The 15457-nt window shown below is 57.0% G+C and carries 12 protein-coding genes and 1 pseudogene; 9 read left to right on the top strand and 4 right to left on the bottom strand.

The window, feature by feature from the left end; translation table 11 throughout:
• Nucleotides 1-20: 20 nt before the first annotated feature.
• The 3 genes from ACZ46D_RS07895 to greA all read left to right on the top strand — a co-directional run bounded on the left by ACZ46D_RS07895 (nucleotide 21) and on the right by greA (nucleotide 6337).
• Nucleotides 21-1214, top strand: coding sequence for a DegT/DnrJ/EryC1/StrS family aminotransferase (locus ACZ46D_RS07895; protein ID WP_464926910.1), 1194 nt, complete (start codon nucleotides 21-23; stop codon nucleotides 1212-1214).
• Between the two features lie 72 nt (nucleotides 1215-1286).
• Entirely contained in the window at nucleotides 1287-5438 is a 4152-nt protein-coding gene (locus tag ACZ46D_RS07890; RefSeq protein ID WP_464926909.1) for a tetratricopeptide repeat protein, read from the top strand.
• Between the two features lie 413 nt (nucleotides 5439-5851).
• Nucleotides 5852-6337 carry a transcription elongation factor GreA gene (gene greA / locus ACZ46D_RS07885; RefSeq protein ID WP_464926908.1) on the top strand — a complete coding sequence of 162 codons (486 nt, stop codon included), beginning with the start codon at nucleotides 5852-5854 and terminating at the stop codon, nucleotides 6335-6337.
• Between the two features lie 142 nt (nucleotides 6338-6479).
• On the opposite strand, the gene ACZ46D_RS07880 is transcribed toward greA, so the two are convergent.
• Nucleotides 6480-7073 carry a TetR/AcrR family transcriptional regulator gene (locus tag ACZ46D_RS07880; RefSeq protein ID WP_464926907.1) on the bottom strand — a complete coding sequence of 198 codons (594 nt, stop codon included), beginning with the start codon at nucleotides 7071-7073 and terminating at the stop codon, nucleotides 6480-6482.
• A gap of 204 nt (nucleotides 7074-7277) precedes the next feature.
• Here ACZ46D_RS07880 and ACZ46D_RS07875 point away from each other — a divergent pair, with 204 nt between their 5' ends.
• From ACZ46D_RS07875 to ACZ46D_RS07850, 6 genes and pseudogenes are all read left to right on the top strand, one after another.
• Nucleotides 7278-7406: a hypothetical protein gene (locus tag ACZ46D_RS07875; RefSeq protein ID WP_464926906.1), complete on the top strand. Its 129-nt coding sequence runs from the start codon at nucleotides 7278-7280 to the stop codon at nucleotides 7404-7406.
• A gap of 84 nt (nucleotides 7407-7490) precedes the next feature.
• Nucleotides 7491-9435 (top strand): annotated as a pseudogene (gene purD / locus ACZ46D_RS07870) (phosphoribosylamine--glycine ligase).
• Nucleotides 9436-9449: 14 nt separating this feature from the next.
• Complete coding sequence (locus tag ACZ46D_RS07865; RefSeq protein ID WP_464926905.1) at nucleotides 9450-10067, top strand: L-threonylcarbamoyladenylate synthase; 618 nt, start codon at nucleotides 9450-9452, stop codon at nucleotides 10065-10067.
• Nucleotides 10068-10256: 189 nt separating this feature from the next.
• On the top strand, nucleotides 10257-10583 hold the full coding sequence (locus ACZ46D_RS07860) for an Hpt domain-containing protein (RefSeq protein ID WP_464926904.1): 327 nt from the start codon (nucleotides 10257-10259) through the stop codon (nucleotides 10581-10583).
• A 71-nt stretch (nucleotides 10584-10654) separates the two neighbouring features.
• Entirely contained in the window at nucleotides 10655-11497 is an 843-nt protein-coding gene (locus tag ACZ46D_RS07855; protein ID WP_464926903.1) for an HDOD domain-containing protein, read from the top strand.
• 7 nt (nucleotides 11498-11504) lie between these two features.
• Nucleotides 11505-13289 (top strand): ATP-binding protein, encoded by a 1785-nt coding sequence (locus ACZ46D_RS07850; RefSeq protein WP_464926902.1) that lies wholly within the window; start codon nucleotides 11505-11507, stop codon nucleotides 13287-13289.
• A gap of 24 nt (nucleotides 13290-13313) precedes the next feature.
• Here ACZ46D_RS07850 and tsaE read toward each other — a convergent pair whose 3' ends face one another.
• The 3 genes from tsaE to ACZ46D_RS07835 form a co-directional block, all read right to left on the bottom strand.
• Nucleotides 13314-13811 carry a tRNA (adenosine(37)-N6)-threonylcarbamoyltransferase complex ATPase subunit type 1 TsaE gene (tsaE, locus tag ACZ46D_RS07845; protein ID WP_464926901.1) on the bottom strand — a complete coding sequence of 166 codons (498 nt, stop codon included), beginning with the start codon at nucleotides 13809-13811 and terminating at the stop codon, nucleotides 13314-13316.
• Nucleotides 13812-14000: 189 nt separating this feature from the next.
• The gene (locus ACZ46D_RS07840; protein WP_464926900.1) at nucleotides 14001-14273 is read right to left on the bottom strand and encodes a hypothetical protein; all 273 of its coding nucleotides are present in this window, start codon (nucleotides 14271-14273) and stop codon (nucleotides 14001-14003) included.
• 11 nt (nucleotides 14274-14284) lie between these two features.
• Nucleotides 14285-15316, bottom strand: coding sequence for an NAD(P)/FAD-dependent oxidoreductase (locus ACZ46D_RS07835; protein WP_464926899.1), 1032 nt, complete (start codon nucleotides 15314-15316; stop codon nucleotides 14285-14287).
• Nucleotides 15317-15457: the final 141 nt, after the last annotated feature.

The following is a 15457-nucleotide window of genomic DNA, read 5'->3' as shown; positions in this document are numbered from 1 at the left end:
CGATACCTGGAAAAGAACATATGCGAGTTCCTCTTTTAGACTTACATGGCCAAATGGCTCCCCTGCGTGACGAGATTCTTGCCGCGGTGACCGAGGTCATTGATTCGACCCAGTACATCCTCGGCCCCAAGGTCGAACAGTTTGAGAAAAATGTCGCCGCCTATTGTGGCTCTGGGTATGGGATCGGCGTTGCCAGCGGCACCGACGCCCTGCTTGCCGCGCTCATGGCCCTGGGGATCGGTCCCGGCGATGCGGTCTTGACCACGCCTTACTCTTTTTTTGCCACCATGGGCTGCATCCTCAGGCTGGGTGCAAAGCCGGTTTTTGCTGATATCGATCCGGTCACCTACAATATCGACCCGGAGCGGATGGCGGAGGCCTTGGCCCAGGATGCCAAAGCCGGAAAGCGGATCAAGGCGATCATTCCGGTGCATCTTTATGGCCAATGTGCAGACATGGGGCGGATTCTTGCCCTGGCCAAGGAGTACGGCCTGCCGGTGGTGGAGGATGCCGCCCAGGCCATTGGCGCCGTGTATCCCATGAAAACCGATGGTCAGACCGTTTGGCATCGGGCCGGATCCATGGGAGAGGCCGGCTGCTTTTCTTTTTTCCCCAGCAAAAATCTCGGCGGCATCGGCGACGGTGGATTGATTACCTGCAACGATCCCGCTTTGGCTGAGCGGATCAGGATAATCCGGGTGCATGGCGGGGCGCCCAAGTATCACCACGGGGTGGTGGGGGGGAATTTCCGGATTGATCCCATCCAGACCGTGGTTCTTGATATTAAACTCTCCCGGTTGCCCGAGTGGCACAGGGCAAGACGGCGTAATGCCGCCAACTATCGCCGTCTGTTCGCGCAAACCGGCCTGCTGGAAAACGGTGCGGTTTCTCTGCCCGAAGCGGTGTATCAGGCAGAGGGTGTGGCGGTGGGGGAAGAGTGCGATTACCACATCTATAACCAGTTTGTCATCCGGGCCAGGGACCGTGATGGGCTGCTCCAGCATCTTCAGCGCAACGAGGTCGGGGCGGAGATCTATTATCCCATTCCCCTCCACCGGCAGGGATGTCTCGCTGGCCTGGGGTACGCAGATGTTGCATTTCCCGAAGCGGAGCGGGCGGCACTTGAGACTCTAGCCTTGCCCATTTTTCCCGAACTCACGGGGGAGATGCAGTCCTTTGTCGTTGAAAAGATTGCGGAGTTTTATTCACGGTAGATTCTGTTTTTCTTTGTATTCGTTTCTGAAGCCGGTCCTTTTCACGGTTGCCAAAAAGGACACCCTCTGCTGATGCGTATCAGATTGCCTATCTTCCTGCACCTCGACCTGTCTTTCCCACGGGCGAGAACCCTCGCCCTCGTTTCGGGGTCTGTTTTCTTCCTTTTTTCGCATACCTTTCTTCCCGCTCCGGGCTATGCGGCGGAGCCTTCTGCGCCACCACAGGGCAAGCAGGTTGTTCCGGCGCGGAACATTCAGCTCAAGGAGGACAAGGATGTCGCCTGGAAGGCTTTATGGGATCAGGGGCGGGAGTTGGCGCGCAACGGCAGGCTTGCCGAGGCGGTCCCTGTTTACGAGGCATTGCTGGGCATGCGGGAGGGGCTTGAGGTTGCCCGGTGGGAGCTGGTCACCATTCTCCTGCAACTGAAGAGGGAAGAGGTCGCCCTGCCCCATCTTGAATCGTTGGTTGAGGCTGCTCCTCGGAATCCGCAGTATCTGTTGGCCCTGGCAGAGGCGAGCAGGGGTCAGGGCAATGGTGCGCGGGCTGTGGAGTTGTACAAAAAGGTTCTCCAGCGGGAGCCGGATAATCGCCAGGCCTTGCGCGGTGCTGCTTCTGCCCTGCTTGCCCAGCAGAAAAAGGCCGAAGCGGCAGCCATGCTGGAAGCCCTGCTCCTGCGGGAGCCCGCTCGGCCCGCCTTGCGGGAAGAGTTGGCCAATCTCTATTACGAGATGGGCGCCTACAACAAGGCCAGGGTCCATTTTACCGTTCTGGCCAGGGAAAATCAGACCGACCCGGCAATTCTGCTCAAGACGGCCCAGGTGTATGACAAATCGGGGCTTGAGAGCCAGGCGGTTGAGTACTGGCAACGTCTGGCGCGCACCCCCCAGAGTGGCGAGGCAAAAGAACGGTTGACCGCCTATTATCTGAAGGGCGGCAAGGGGGAGGATGCTTTGGCCTATCTCCTTCCCCTTTTTGAGAAGGAGCCATCCTCCCCTAGGCTTCTCAAGCGTCTTGGCCAGATCTATTCCAGCCTGTCCCGCCTCCCCGAGGCCCTTGCCTATTTTGAACGGTATATTTCCCTCAAGCCCGAGGACAAGGAGGTGTTGCGGCAGGTGATCGACATCCATGCCGTCTTGGGGAACAAGACCGAGATGACGACTCTTGGGCGGGGCCTCAGCCTTGAATCTGCGCCAAACCTTGAGAATCTGGAGCGCGGGGCCGGGCAGTATGAGGCCAATGGCGAACTTCCGGAGGCTGTCGCCCTGTATGACCAGATTCTGGCGGTGACTCCCGATGACCCAAAGATCTTGGCCAAACGGGCCAAGGCTCTGTTGGCAGGCGGCAATGACGACGAGGCCAGCGTCATGTGGGCCCATTTGGAGCGAAGGCAGAAACTCCTCGAAGTGCTTGAAATCCTGTTCAGAATGGAGCCGGGGAACAGAACGGTTCTCAAGAAACTGGCCCGCATGTACCTTGACCGAGGGGAACTGTCCAAGAGCTTGGATATGTTTTCCCGTCTGGGAGCCCTCGGGGTCAGGACACCGGAAGTTTTGGCCGGCCAGGCTTTGGTGTATGAGCGGCTTGGGTATTCCGCCAAAGCCCTGGCCCTGTATGAGCAGCTTCTGGAGGGGGCTGACGAAACCGGCATGTTCAGGCTGCGTTGCGTGCAGTTGGCAGGGGGACTTGGCCTGTTTGGGAAAACCCAGGTTCACCTTGCTCGCTTACAGGAAAAATTCCCCGAATTGTATGAATCTCTGCAGACTCAGCTGCTTATCGCCAAGGCTCTGACTGGGGTTGCTTCCTATGGGGCAGCCAGGGAATGCTATGCCGGGATATTTGCAAAGCATCCAACTGACGGAGAACTGGTCATGGCTGCTTTTTTCGGCCTGGCCGAGACCTATCGGCAGAGCGGTCTGCTCTATGAGGCGGAGCAGGTTCTGCGACAGGCCTATCTCCGCCATCCACAGGATGAAGCGGTTCTGGGACGCTTGTTTGAGTTGGCCCTTGAGGAAAAGCGTTTTGCCGAGGCCTGGGGCTGGCTTGAGCAACTGACACAACAGGATGGCAAGGCTCCCCGGAAAACCGTTGTCCCGGCGAAAGAATTCTTTGATGTCAGGCTGTCGCGGGTACGGTTGCTGGCGGCAGAGGGCGAAACCGGGGAGGCAGTCAAGATCTTGGAGCAGTTGGCCCGAGAGTTGCCGGACAAAGCTGAGAACGGGTTGTTGACGCCGTTGCCATTGCTCCGTCGGGAGGTTGATTTACAGCTCGCCCGGCTGTTGTTTGCCGACCACCGTTATGACGAGGCCGAGCCGTTGGCCGCATCTCTGTCGGGGCAGCGTGGCAATCCCGAGGCAGACCTGCTTCTGCTCCGCATTTACCGCGCTCAGGGAAAGAGCGAGGCGGAAAAGGCGATTTTTCAACGAGTTCTGGCGGAATTTACCCAGGATCAGGGCCTTGTCCTTGATCTCTTGAAGGGGCTAAAAGAGGAGGGGCTGGTTGCGGAGCTGTGCGAGAGGGCGGAGGTGGCCAGTCGGCAGTATCCCGAGTCCGTCACAATCCGCTCGTTGTTTGCCTCGGCCCGGGAGGCCAATGGCGAGATCGGCGCGGCCATTGAAATCTGGCAGGGATTGGTCAGGGATTTTCCGGAGCAGGAGTTTGCCGCCGTGCGTCTTGCCCAGCAGCTTTTCAACCGAGGGCGCTTTGTCGAGGCCAGGGCGGTGGCAGATAGTTTTCCGCAAATCGCGGCGCGACCGGATATGATCCTGCTCAAGGCGCGGATTCTCTGGGCAGAGCATGAGTGGGAAAAAGCCGTGGCGGTGTACGATGCGTTTCTGGACCCCTCGGTGGCGGACAGTCTTGCGGCCCAGGGAAGGGCTAGGGGCGTGACTTTGCCCCGAGACGAGGGGCCTGGTCTCTGGACCAAGTTGACCGTTGCCGAGGTTGACAGGCAGACGATGGTTGATTCGCTGATGGAGCCTAGTGCCCTGCTTGATTCCGGGGCTGAGGCAACTGCGTTGAACCAGCTGGCGGTTCCGTTTTATGCCAAATATCGCTGGCACAAACAGTTTGCTCTGGAAAAAACCGCCAGGCAGGCGGTGATGCAGCGTGAGTATTTGGCGGCTGCAGATTATTTCAAAACCCTGCTGCGGGAATATCCGGCGGACGCCTCCCTGCAGTTTGATCTTGCCGGGATTTACAGCCGATTCGGGCAGTTGGGACATGAGGCGGCGCTCTACGAGGAGATAAACACCGCGGGGGGCGATTTTCCTGGGCTGACTGAGGCCAGGCAGAGAAACGAACTGAAGCGTCAACCCCGGGCTGCTTTAGGGTATGGCTATCTCAAGGAAGAGGGCAGGGAAGGCTATAAGGCGATCAGGAAAAGCTGGGAAGGGGCTAGTCTGCAATACTCGCCCTATCTGCAGCATGACCTGGAGTTGAACCTTGCCCGGCTCGACTACCAGGATACTGGCGGCAATGGCAAGATTCGAGGAACCCGCGCCCTTGTTTCCTATGCGGCCAATATCAATGAGCAGCTTCTCCTGCGCGGCGGGGTAGGGGCGGAGCTGCTGGAAAACAGCCAACCCGATACCACTCTTTTTGAGATGGCCGCGGAGGGTCGCCTGGGAGACCGGTTGACCGGGATTCTTTCCTATGGCCGGGATGTCAAGCATGATACCCTGGCCAGCCTGAGTCGGAATATCGTGCAGCAGGATTATAAGGCGGATTTTGTGCTGGACATGGTCCGCAGTGTCCAGGCGGGAGGGGGGTATCTCTACTCCAGTTTTTCCGACGATAATACCATGCAGGGCTATGATCTCTGGGCCGCCTACCAGATTTTCTTTGAGCCGGCATTTTTAAAATTCAGCTACATGTACGACTTTAAGGACACCGCTGAGGGAAGAGGCGGCGGCCCCCTGCAACCGGATGGGTTTGGTGCCTTCGACCATCCATACTGGACTCCGATAAATTACTGGCAGAACCGCTTCAGTGTATATTTCAAGCACCAGCTCTCCGATGATCAGTTCCGGCGGGGGGTGCCCCGGTACTATGATCTTGAGTATGCTGTTGTTTATGATGAAATGGGGTATGCTATGCAAACTTGGAAAGGTGGTTTTTTTGTGGAGTATGTCCCGCAGGTCATTTTTGCCGCAACGACAGAGCTGACTTCCGGCCCGGAGTATCGGGCCAAGGAGTTTTTTCTTTCGGCGATTTACCGCTGGTAGGCGCCAGGTTTCCTGGTGCGCTTTCCCTTGCAATCTTTTTTTCTGTATGCTAATTGAAGAGCTTGTTGTCCTGTCGCTCCGTATCTCCGGAGCGTGTCGGCCAGAGGATGTGTTGCAAAGGGTGCCGTTTTGTCCGGGGTAATCGCTGCGGTGATTGTCTGCCGGGGAAACGGCTATTTTTTTTAGGAGTTGTGACGGAATAACCATCGTCGTTGATAGCAGCGTAAGCGGCGCTGCTCCGGTGACCATTTCGTTGCGAAGGCCAAGGGGGCGGCCAGGTTCGCTCGTTCCGTGGACGGATAAAGAGCGAATCGGCGCTTTACGCGTTGGCATTGCTGCTGATCACGATATTCCAAATAGTACACATTTTGAACAATGGCCTATAGGGCTATTGTCTCGGTAAGGAGGGTGTTATGGTTGTGCGTATTCCCATGTCTCAGGAGGGATATGCCAGATTGCGTCAGGAGTTGGACCGGCTGGTGAAGAAAGAACGGCCCACGGTCATTGAGGCGATTGAGGTGGCACGGGGGCACGGCGATTTGAAGGAAAACGCCGAATACCACGCGGCCAAGGAGCGTCAGGGGCACATCGAAGGGCGGATCATGGAGCTTAAAGACAAGCTCGGTCGCGCCGAGGTCATTGACTGCACAAACGTGGACTGTTCTCGGGTGGTTTTTGGTACGGTTGTCTCTCTTGTTGATCTGGATACGGATGACGAGATACGGTATCAGCTTCTGGGGCCGCTGGAGGCGGACGTGAGTACGGGCAGCATTTCCGTACTTTCCCCCATTGGTCAAGCAATGATCGGGAAAAGCGTGGGTGATGAGATAACCGTGAAAACTCCGGGCGGGGTGCGGCAGTTGGAGGTCATGGAAATCAAGCCCCCAGAGCGGGCTTGATTTGTAACCGATCAGCAGTACCGCATCTGCTTTGCAGTCTCGCTCTGTGCTCGCTTAGCTGTCATCGGCCCGCTCATGTGCAACAGCACACTTCGCAGACCTCTTCCGCGCATCTGCGGCACTGCTGATCGGTTACGAAGAATCAGGCCTGGCCTTCAGTCATGATCCCGGAAATGAAGATGTCGCTGATCTGCCGGGCTGCTTCGGCAATGGTATAGTTGTGGTCCGGCGATAGAACCCAGAGCCTGGATGTTTCATCCAGCGCGCCGAAAAAGGCCCGCTTGAACACGCCCGGCAGGAGGCTTTGGCGGAACACCCCCTCTTCCTGGCCCTTGTGGACAATGGCGGAAACCACATCCACATATTCAATAAACTTCGTATTCCTGTACTCTCTCATGAACTTGTTGCTCTGACGCAACTCCATCTGCAAAACCTCGGCAAGCTCTTTTTTCTCCTCCATGAGCTGCATGTGGTGCAGGGCGAAAATGTGGAGCATCTTCCGGGGATCGGTCTCTTTCTCCAGAAGGAGTTTAACCTCCAGGATGATTTTGCCGATCTCTTCCTCGAACAGAGAAATGAGTATGTCGTATTTGTTGTTGAAGTACAGGTAAATGGTCCCATCGGCAACCTGGGCTTCCTTGGCGATGTCGGAAATGCGGGCGCTGAAAAAACCCTTTCTGGCGAAAACGGTGATGGCTGCGTCGATAATCTTGGTATGTTTGTCTGAGGTTCTCATGGATTTTTCAGCAGGATAAGCAGAGGTGGAGGCGATGCGCCTGTTGTGTTATGAATGCGTATTCATTCATTTTTTGGCCTATCATAGAAGGGGAAGGGGCGGGTGTCAAGGCAAAAATTTGCGCGTTATGTGAGTAAATTTTTTTTTGGCAGGTGCAGGGAAGTGTTGGGCGGTGGCGGGAACAGTGGGATTTTAGGAGACGTTATGCAGGTACCCCTGCGCCGTCCTGATCCTTTCTCTGCGGCGGCGCCTTGTGCTGTTCTTGCCATTCAGATGCCGACATTATTTTATCGCAACGGTTTAATGCTTTCTTGCCCGGTGGTTTTGGAGTAAAATGCCTCACTCCGTTTCTGGGGCATTTCCCAATGACTCCAAGGAGATAATTGGGCATTACAGCAAAAGGCGAGGAGATTTTTAATGAAGATTCTGGTTGTTGGTTCGGGGGGCAGAGAACATGCCCTGGTCTGGAAATTGCGGCAGAGTCCCAGGGTAACAAAGATTTTTTGCGCTCCGGGCAATGCCGGAATCAGCGGACTGGCAACCTGCGTCAAGATCAGCGCCACCGACATTGAGGCGCTGGCGGACTTTGCCCGGGCGGAAGGGATTGATCTCACCGTGGTTGGCCCTGAAGTGCCGCTCTCCCTGGGAATCGTCGATCTCTTTGAAGAAAAAGGGTTGCGGGTCTTTGGCCCCCGGCGCAACGCCGCCACTCTTGAAGGCAGCAAGGTCTTCATGAAGGATCTGCTTGAAAAATATCATATCCCCTCTGCGTTTTACGCGACTTTTACCGACAGAGAGGAGGCGCTTCGCTACGTTGAAAAACAGGCCGCACCGCTGGTGGTCAAGACCGATGGCCTGGCTGCGGGCAAGGGCGTGGTGGTGGCCCAGAGCATCGACGAGGCCAAGGCGGCGGTGGACCTGTTCATGAAGGAGAAGGCCTTTGGCGAGGCAGGCAGCCGAGTGGTAATCGAGGAGTTTCTCCGGGGCGAGGAGGCCTCTTTCTTGGCCTTCACCGATGGAGAGACGGTTTTGCCCCTGCCGACCTCCCAGGATCATAAAGCGATTTTTGATGGCGACAAGGGCCCGAACACCGGCGGTATGGGGGCCTATTCCCCAGCGCCGGTGGTGACCGAAGCCCTGCACCGGCAGGTCATGGAAACGGTGATGCTGCCGACGGTCAAGGGACTGGCTGCGGAAGGCTGCCCCTATAAAGGGGTGCTCTATGCCGGCCTGATGATTGACCAGGGGGTGATCAAGGTGCTGGAGTTCAACTGCCGGTTCGGCGACCCCGAGGCCCAGCCCCTGCTCATGCGGCTTAAAACCGATCTGGTGGAGGTTATGGAGGCGGTAATCGATGGCCGCCTGGCCGAGATCTCCCTGGAGATTGATCCGCGCCCCACGGTTTGTGTGGTCATGGCGGCCGGAGGATATCCCGGGAAGTACGAAAATGGCAAGGCCATTCAGGGGCTAGCCAAGGCGGGTGAGCATCAGGATGTGGTGGTCTTTCATGCCGGTACCGAACTCAAGGGAGATACGGTTGTCACCAACGGCGGACGGGTGTTGGGAGTGACCGCCATCGGCGACACGGTGCAGGAGGCCATTGCCAAGGCCTATAAGGCTGCGGCAGAGATCAACTGGGACGGCTGTTATTACCGGAAGGATATCGGCCGCAAGGCCTTGGACCGAAAATAAACGTTCAGCAGCACCGCATCTGCATTGTCATCGGCCTGCTCGTGTGCAACAGCACACTTCACGGCCTCTTTCGCGCATCTGCGGCAGCAGGGAAGCGGCGCTGCTGAACGTTTATTGTACATAGTGACATAGTGGATTTTTGTTTCTGGCGAATGATTATGATCGAAAAGGGGAGTGAGCTATGATCGGTATTGTCATGGGCAGTGATTCGGATCTGCCGGTTATGCAGGGTTGCCTGGATTTTTTGAAGAAGATGGAAATCCCCTACGAGATAACGGTGGCTTCCGCCCATCGCAGCCCGGCGCGGGCCATGGAATATGCAAGCAGCGCCAAGGGCCGCGGCTTGAAAATTATCATCGCCGCCGCCGGGATGGCTGCCCATCTGGCCGGAGTTCTGGCGGCCCACACCACCCTGCCTGTTATCGGGGTGCCGGTGGATTCCTCCTCCTTAAACGGTCTTGATGCCCTGCTTTCCACGGTGCAGATGCCGCCGGGGGTGCCGGTGGCCACCATGGGCATCGGCAAGGCCGGGGCGAAAAACGGGGCTATTCTTGCGGCGCAGATTTTGGCGCTTGGTGATGAGCGTTTGGCTGGAAGGCTTGTGGCCTTTAAAGAAGAGATGGCCCGGGAGGTTGAGGAAAAGGCGCAACGGCTCGTCGGAAGCCGGTGACAGGATAAGCTGGAGTGGAACCCCAAGTAACAGACGAGGCCCTGGCCCATGCTTGTGCGGTCCTCCGGGCTGGAGGGGTTGTCGCCTTTCCCACGGAAACATATTACGGGCTGGCGGTTGATCCTTTCAACCAGGCGGCCCTTGCCCGTCTTTTTGCGTTAAAAAGACGCGCCGTTGATAAACCGGTTTTGCTGATTGTTGACGATCCCACTCAGCTTGCAAGGCTGGTCGCGGAGATTCCCTCTCCCTTCGCCATTCTGATGGAGAGGTTCTGGCCCGGGCCATTGACCCTTGTTTTTCCGGGGGCTTCATCATTGTCGGGGATGCTCACCGGACACCGGGGTACCATCGGGGTCCGAGTCTCTTCCCACCCCGTGGCCCGGCAACTTGTCCGGGCCTTTGGCCAACCGATAACGGCCACCAGTGCTAATCTTTCCGGGCATCCTGCAGCGGTGGCTGCCAGCGGCGTACTTGATCAGCTGGGGCCGGAGGTGGACGTTGTTCTTGATGGCGGAGAAACTCCGGGCGGCCAGGGCTCTACCCTCCTGGGCTATCAAGAGGGCAAGATCTGCCTGATCAGGGCCGGGGCCATCCCTTTTGCCGAAATAGAGGCGGTGTTGGCCGGGGCATAGGTGCTCGCCGGTTTTTCCTCTGTGCACTGACGGGGAAAAACGGTGGATGATTTTTCCATTTATACATTTGCCGATCTGTAACGCTTTCGGTATGATAAAATTATGGGCCGGGGCATTGTTTTGATTGCCGTTGTCGCGCCCATTATTTTTTTGGCGTGATGACCACCAACTTCATGATAAGGAAGAGAGATGGCAGACCTTGATTGGGATAGAAATTTTGCCCTGGAGCAGGCTGGAGACGACGAAGAGATGCTGGCGGAGTTGCTGGTCCTTTTCCACGATTCTTCCGCCTCGGACCTGGCGCGGATCAATGACGGCCTTGCTGCGGAAGATCCTGTGGCTGTGGCTGACGCCGCGCACAGCATCAAGGGTGCCTCGGCCAGTCTTGGGGTGGAGGGGGTGCGCAAGATTGCGGCCGAGCTTGAAAAAAAAGGCCGAGCCGGCGACCTGTCCCAGGGAAAAGAGCTTGCGGCTCAGCTTGCCGCGCTTCTCAAGGCTTTTGGCAGTCAGCAATGAAAACGCCCTGGGCAGAAGGCCCACAACACCTTCCAGGGGCAAGATTTTCCCTGAATTCACGTGCGTGAGCCATGCCCAGCGCTAAAGATATACTGAGAAAATTCACCGAACTTAAAACGCTCCCGCATGTGGCGATCAAAGTGACCCAATTGGTCAATGACGATCGCAGCACCATGCAGGATTTCGAGGAGATCATCAAACTCGATCCCGTCTTGGTCACCCGGCTGCTGCGGCTGGTCAACAGCCCCTATTTCGGTTTATCCCAAAAGGTTGAATCCATTTCCAAGGCCGTGGTTTTTGCCGGCATGAAGCAGCTCCGCAATCTGGTTGCGGTTGAAGGGTTGCGCGGGCTGTTCAAGGGCGATGACGCTGATTTCTCGGCGCAAAAACTCTGGATGCATTCCGCCACCGTGGCCATCCTCTCGGGAATGATCGCCAAGCGTATTTTCGGCAAGGATGGCGAGGATGTTTTTCTGGCCGGCATCATCCATGACATCGGACTCATCGTCGAAAATCAGATAGTCGGGGAGCAGCTGCGGGAAGCCTGCAAGGCCTTCCGGGAGGGAAAGGGAACCCTGACCGAGTGTGAGCGCAATGCCATTGGCGCCGATCATGCCGAGGTGGGCTATCTGCTTACCAAGAGTTGGGGGTTGCCCCAGGAAGTACTCGCTTCCATCAAGTCGCATCATCTGTCCAAGCAGGTGAAATCCGCTTCCAGCACCGGCAGTATCTTGCAGCTGGCTGAATTCATGGCGGGAAAGATGCAGTACTGGAATGTCCCCGGCCCCATCGAGGCGTTGCCCCCCGAACTGACCGAGCATGTAAAAGAGCGGGTGGCGGATTACAAGATTATCATCAGGGATCTGCCTGGGGAAATGGCCAAGGCCAAAGAACTGTACGAATCGGACGAATGACGCGCTGATGACCGAGCCCACTTTTGATGCCATATTCGATGACCTCATCGACGCCAACGAGGAACAGCAAAGTTACCTGGCGATTCTCGATGCCTTGCTGCCGGAAGCCTCGATGCTCCTGGTGAGCGAGTCCGGTGCCTTGCTTGATGGGGCGCGCCCCCTGGCGCTTGCCCTGCCGGTGCGGGAAAAGCTGGTGCTTGAGGCCCGAGCGACCGATGGCGTTGTTACGGGAAAAACGGATAACGGTGCACGCTGCCATGCGGTGTATCTTGCCAAACTGTCTGCAGTATTGATCATCTCTTGCCCCGCAACCCTGAAAGATGATGCGGAAGCAGGTTCTGCGATCATCTCCCTGTTGCGCAATACCCTTGAGCTTGCCCAATACCGGCAGGAGCGGGAGATGCTTGTCGCCGATCATGAACAGTCGGTCCGGCAGATCAATATCCTCCAGCAGCAGCATGGCAAGCTGATTGAGGACAACTACCGACAATACCGGCTCAATCAGGATCGGGAAAAAGAGTATGCGAGGAAGCTGGAAAGCGAAATAGCCAAACAAACCGGGGAGTTGCGGGAAGCCAATGCGCGGCTTGAGGAGATCAGTCGGCTGAAGAGCGATTTTCTGGCCAATATGAGCCACGAGTTGCGGACGCCCATGAATGCCATCATCGGCTTCAGCGAGCTCCTGTCCGAAACCCCCCTTGCCGAAGAGCAGCTCGATTACACCAGAACCATCGCCCAATCCGCGACAAGCCTGCTGACCCTGATCAACGACATCCTTGATCTGGCAAAAATCGAGGCGGGAAAGCTTGAGCTTGAACGGTTGCCCTTTGATCTTGCCGAGGTGATCGACAACGTGGCCGCCATGTTCAAGATTCCAGCCAGGGAAAAGGGGGTTGTGGTCACCTGCAAGATTGACAGCCGTATCCCGAAAAGAATAATGGGGGACAGCAACCGGCTGCGCCAGGTTTTGGTGAATCTTGCCGGAAACGCCATGAAATTCACCGAGCAGGGCGGGGTTGACATTGAGGTTGGCTATGAGCGTGAAGCTGCGGGCCAGATTGTCAGTCGTTTTTCGGTCCACGACAGCGGCATAGGTATTCCCGCCGACAGGGTTGAGGCAATTTTTGAAAAATTTACCCAGGCCGACGGCTCGACCACCAGGAAGTATGGGGGCACGGGTCTGGGGTTGGCCATCTGTCTCCAGCTCGTGGAGCTCATGGGCGGTCGTCTCGCGGTGGAGAGCGAGGTGGGCAAGGGCAGCACCTTTTATTTTGTGATTCCCCTGGACGAGGCTCCGGCAGAGATCATCTCCTTGCAAGAGCATAAGGCGGCGGGCCGTGAAAAGGCGGGCAGCGGCGGGAGGATTCTTCTGGTTGAGGATAACGCGGTCAACCAGCGGCTGGCCAGCATCCTGATCACCCGGCAAGGATATGAGGTCGAGGTGGCCTCCGATGGGGTCGAAGCCCTGGAGCATCTTCGGAATCAGACCTTTGATCTTGTTCTGATGGATGTCCAGATGCCCAATATGGACGGCATGGAGGCCACCAGAAGAATCAGGGAGATTGAGGCTGACCAGCCTCTGCGGCAGAGCTATGTAGGGTTGCGCGCCCTGAAACAGCCGCTGGCTATAATCGGGCTCACGGCCCACGCCAGAAAAGAGGATGAGACTGCCTGCTATGAGGCGGGGATGACCGGTTTTCTCACCAAGCCTATTATCAAGGCGAAGCTGGCCATGATCCTCAACGAGATGATGCCGCGGATTTCCTGCCTGGAAAACGAAGATCCTTCCTGATCCCTTCCGATTTCTGCTGTTCTTTCAGCCGTTGCTGCTTGGCCTCTGCCACTCCTGGCTGGCCTGCATTATGGCGATTTTTTCCTGCCACGTCTTGCCATGGGCGGTGATCTCCGCCCGCCGCGCTGTTTCGTTCACCATGCTCAGTTCGATATGGAGCCGTTCCTCGGGCATAAGGCTGCCCAGTCTGTCCGGCCATTCGATCACGGAAAGGCCTGTTCCGTAGAGATATTCCAGCAGGCCGAGATCCTCGATTTCCGTTTCATCGCTCAACCGGTAGAGATCCAGGTGATAGAGGGGTAGCCGCCCCGGATATTCGTGCAGGAGGCTGAAGGTGGGGCTGGTTATGTAGCAGGAGGGGGGCACCTGCAACCCCTGGCCGATGGCCTGGGTGAGGGTGGTTTTCCCTGCTCCCAGAGAGCCGGCCAGGGTGATCACCTCGCCGGGACGGGCGGTCTCTCCCAGATAGCGACCCAGAGCCTGGGTGCTAGGCAAATCCGGCAAGGAAATGGTGATTTTCATCTTACGTACTATCCAGTTAAAGTCAAAAAAACAGGCTGAAACAATCCAAACTATAACTGTTCAGCAGCACCGCATATGCGCGGAAGAGGCCGGCGAAGTGTGCCCTTGCACACGAGCCATCCGATGACAGCTAAGCGAGCGCAGAGCGAGACTGCGAAGCAGATGCGGTGCTGCTGGGCAGTTATCATCTTACTTGTATTTCTTGTGGCAAAAGAGGCATCGGTATTTCGGGGGATGGCCTTGGGGAAGAGGCGCCTGGCCTTCTGGGGCATGGCAGGCGGTGCAATGTTTTTCAGCCTCTTTCTTGTCCATGGGGTAGAATTGCAGGTGGATTTCGTCCCGGGGCAGTTTGGTGGTTGATTCTGGCGGTGCCTTGAGTAAAAAAACAAGGATGGCTGCACAGCCGGCGATGAACAGGAGGTTGAACAGCCGGGTTTTGTTTTTTTTTGGCTCAGGGTTCACGGGCAACTCCGTCATGAGGGTTGGTCAATTCCCATTTCCAGGGCGTTGAAAGGGATAAGGCCGGTGCGCAGGCAGAAAACCAGCCCCTCCAAAACAAGTTTTCCAGCCAGTTTGCCGCCCGAGGCCAGCTCGAGAACACGGGCATGCTGGTGGTGTTTTTGGATGAGCTGGGTCATTTTTTTGCTTTCATACCCATCGTCCAAGATGGTGCGCGCGGTCTCTTCCCCGGAAACGATGGCGGAATAGATGCCCTCGCCGGTGAGACCCGAGGCAAGGCCTGCCGCATCGCCGATTAGAAAGCGGTTGTTGAAACGCCAGCCGCGAAAGTCGGAGTTGATCAGGGCTGCCTGCGGCTGCCGGGACTTGAGCTCAAGGTTGTGGTGGGCACCCCAATGGTGCAGGCTGTTCAGGAGCAAGCCGGGTTTGCTGGTGCTGCGCCGGGCGTATACGCCGATGGAGGCCGTATCCTGGTGGGGGAAGATCCAGGCGTAACCATTGCCGAAAAGATCAGTGTTCAGATGCCACTGCATTTCGGGGAAATCCCCTGCTATCTGGTAGTTGATGCCAACCCCCATTTCTGCGGTGGGAATGCCAAGCTGACGGCGCACCAGGGAGCTGCTCCCGTCGGCGCCCACCAGAAAATCATAGCCAAACTCCTCGCCCCCCCTGGTAGCCACCCGGTCTTCGCTGATTTTCAGAACAAGCGCGTTGGTGGCGATGCTGACTCCGGCGGCCACGGCTTTTTCCGCCATCCAGCGCCCGAGCCGCCCCCTGTCAACGGTGCGGATAATCGGGTTTTCGTTCTGGATCACGGTGTGTTGCCAGTTGCTGTTGATCTGTTGGCGGGTGAAGGATTTTTCCCACAGGGCCTCCGGAAAGTCGAGGTTTTGGGCAACGGAGGGAATGCCGCCGGCGCAGACCTTGGGGCCGATGGCGCTGTTGCGCTCAAGCACCAGGACCTCTTTGCCCTGCCGGGCAAGAAGGGTGGCGCAGGCCAGCCCCCCAGGGCCGCCGCCCACGATGACGGTATGGAAATTTTTCATGGTCGTTGCCTCGAATTTCCTGCTGAAAACACCTCGCACACTATATGAGGATGGCTTTTCCTGTCAAGATATTAGGAGCCGTTACGGAATAAAACCCTTGTCAGGCTGCGCCGTTACGGCTCTTTATGCCGTCATTATTAT

The organism is Thiovibrio sp. Mzg5 (assembly GCF_055379285.1).
This window is presented reverse-complemented; position numbering and strand designations above follow the sequence as displayed.

Coding starts and splice junctions, on each gene's coding strand:
- ACZ46D_RS07895 (WP_464926910.1), top strand. CDS start 21: ATGCGAGTTCCTCTTTTAGACTTACATGGCCAAATGGCTCCCCTGCGT.
- ACZ46D_RS07890 (WP_464926909.1), top strand. CDS start 1,287: ATGCGTATCAGATTGCCTATCTTCCTGCACCTCGACCTGTCTTTCCCA.
- greA (WP_464926908.1), top strand. CDS start 5,852: ATGGTTGTGCGTATTCCCATGTCTCAGGAGGGATATGCCAGATTGCGT.
- ACZ46D_RS07880 (WP_464926907.1), bottom strand. CDS start 7,073: ATGAGAACCTCAGACAAACATACCAAGATTATCGACGCAGCCATCACC.
- ACZ46D_RS07875 (WP_464926906.1), top strand. CDS start 7,278: ATGCAGGTACCCCTGCGCCGTCCTGATCCTTTCTCTGCGGCGGCGCCT.
- ACZ46D_RS07860 (WP_464926904.1), top strand. CDS start 10,257: ATGGCAGACCTTGATTGGGATAGAAATTTTGCCCTGGAGCAGGCTGGA.
- ACZ46D_RS07855 (WP_464926903.1), top strand. CDS start 10,655: ATGCCCAGCGCTAAAGATATACTGAGAAAATTCACCGAACTTAAAACG.
- ACZ46D_RS07850 (WP_464926902.1), top strand. CDS start 11,505: ATGACCGAGCCCACTTTTGATGCCATATTCGATGACCTCATCGACGCC.
- tsaE (WP_464926901.1), bottom strand. CDS start 13,811: ATGAAAATCACCATTTCCTTGCCGGATTTGCCTAGCACCCAGGCTCTG.
- ACZ46D_RS07835 (WP_464926899.1), bottom strand. CDS start 15,316: ATGAAAAATTTCCATACCGTCATCGTGGGCGGCGGCCCTGGGGGGCTG.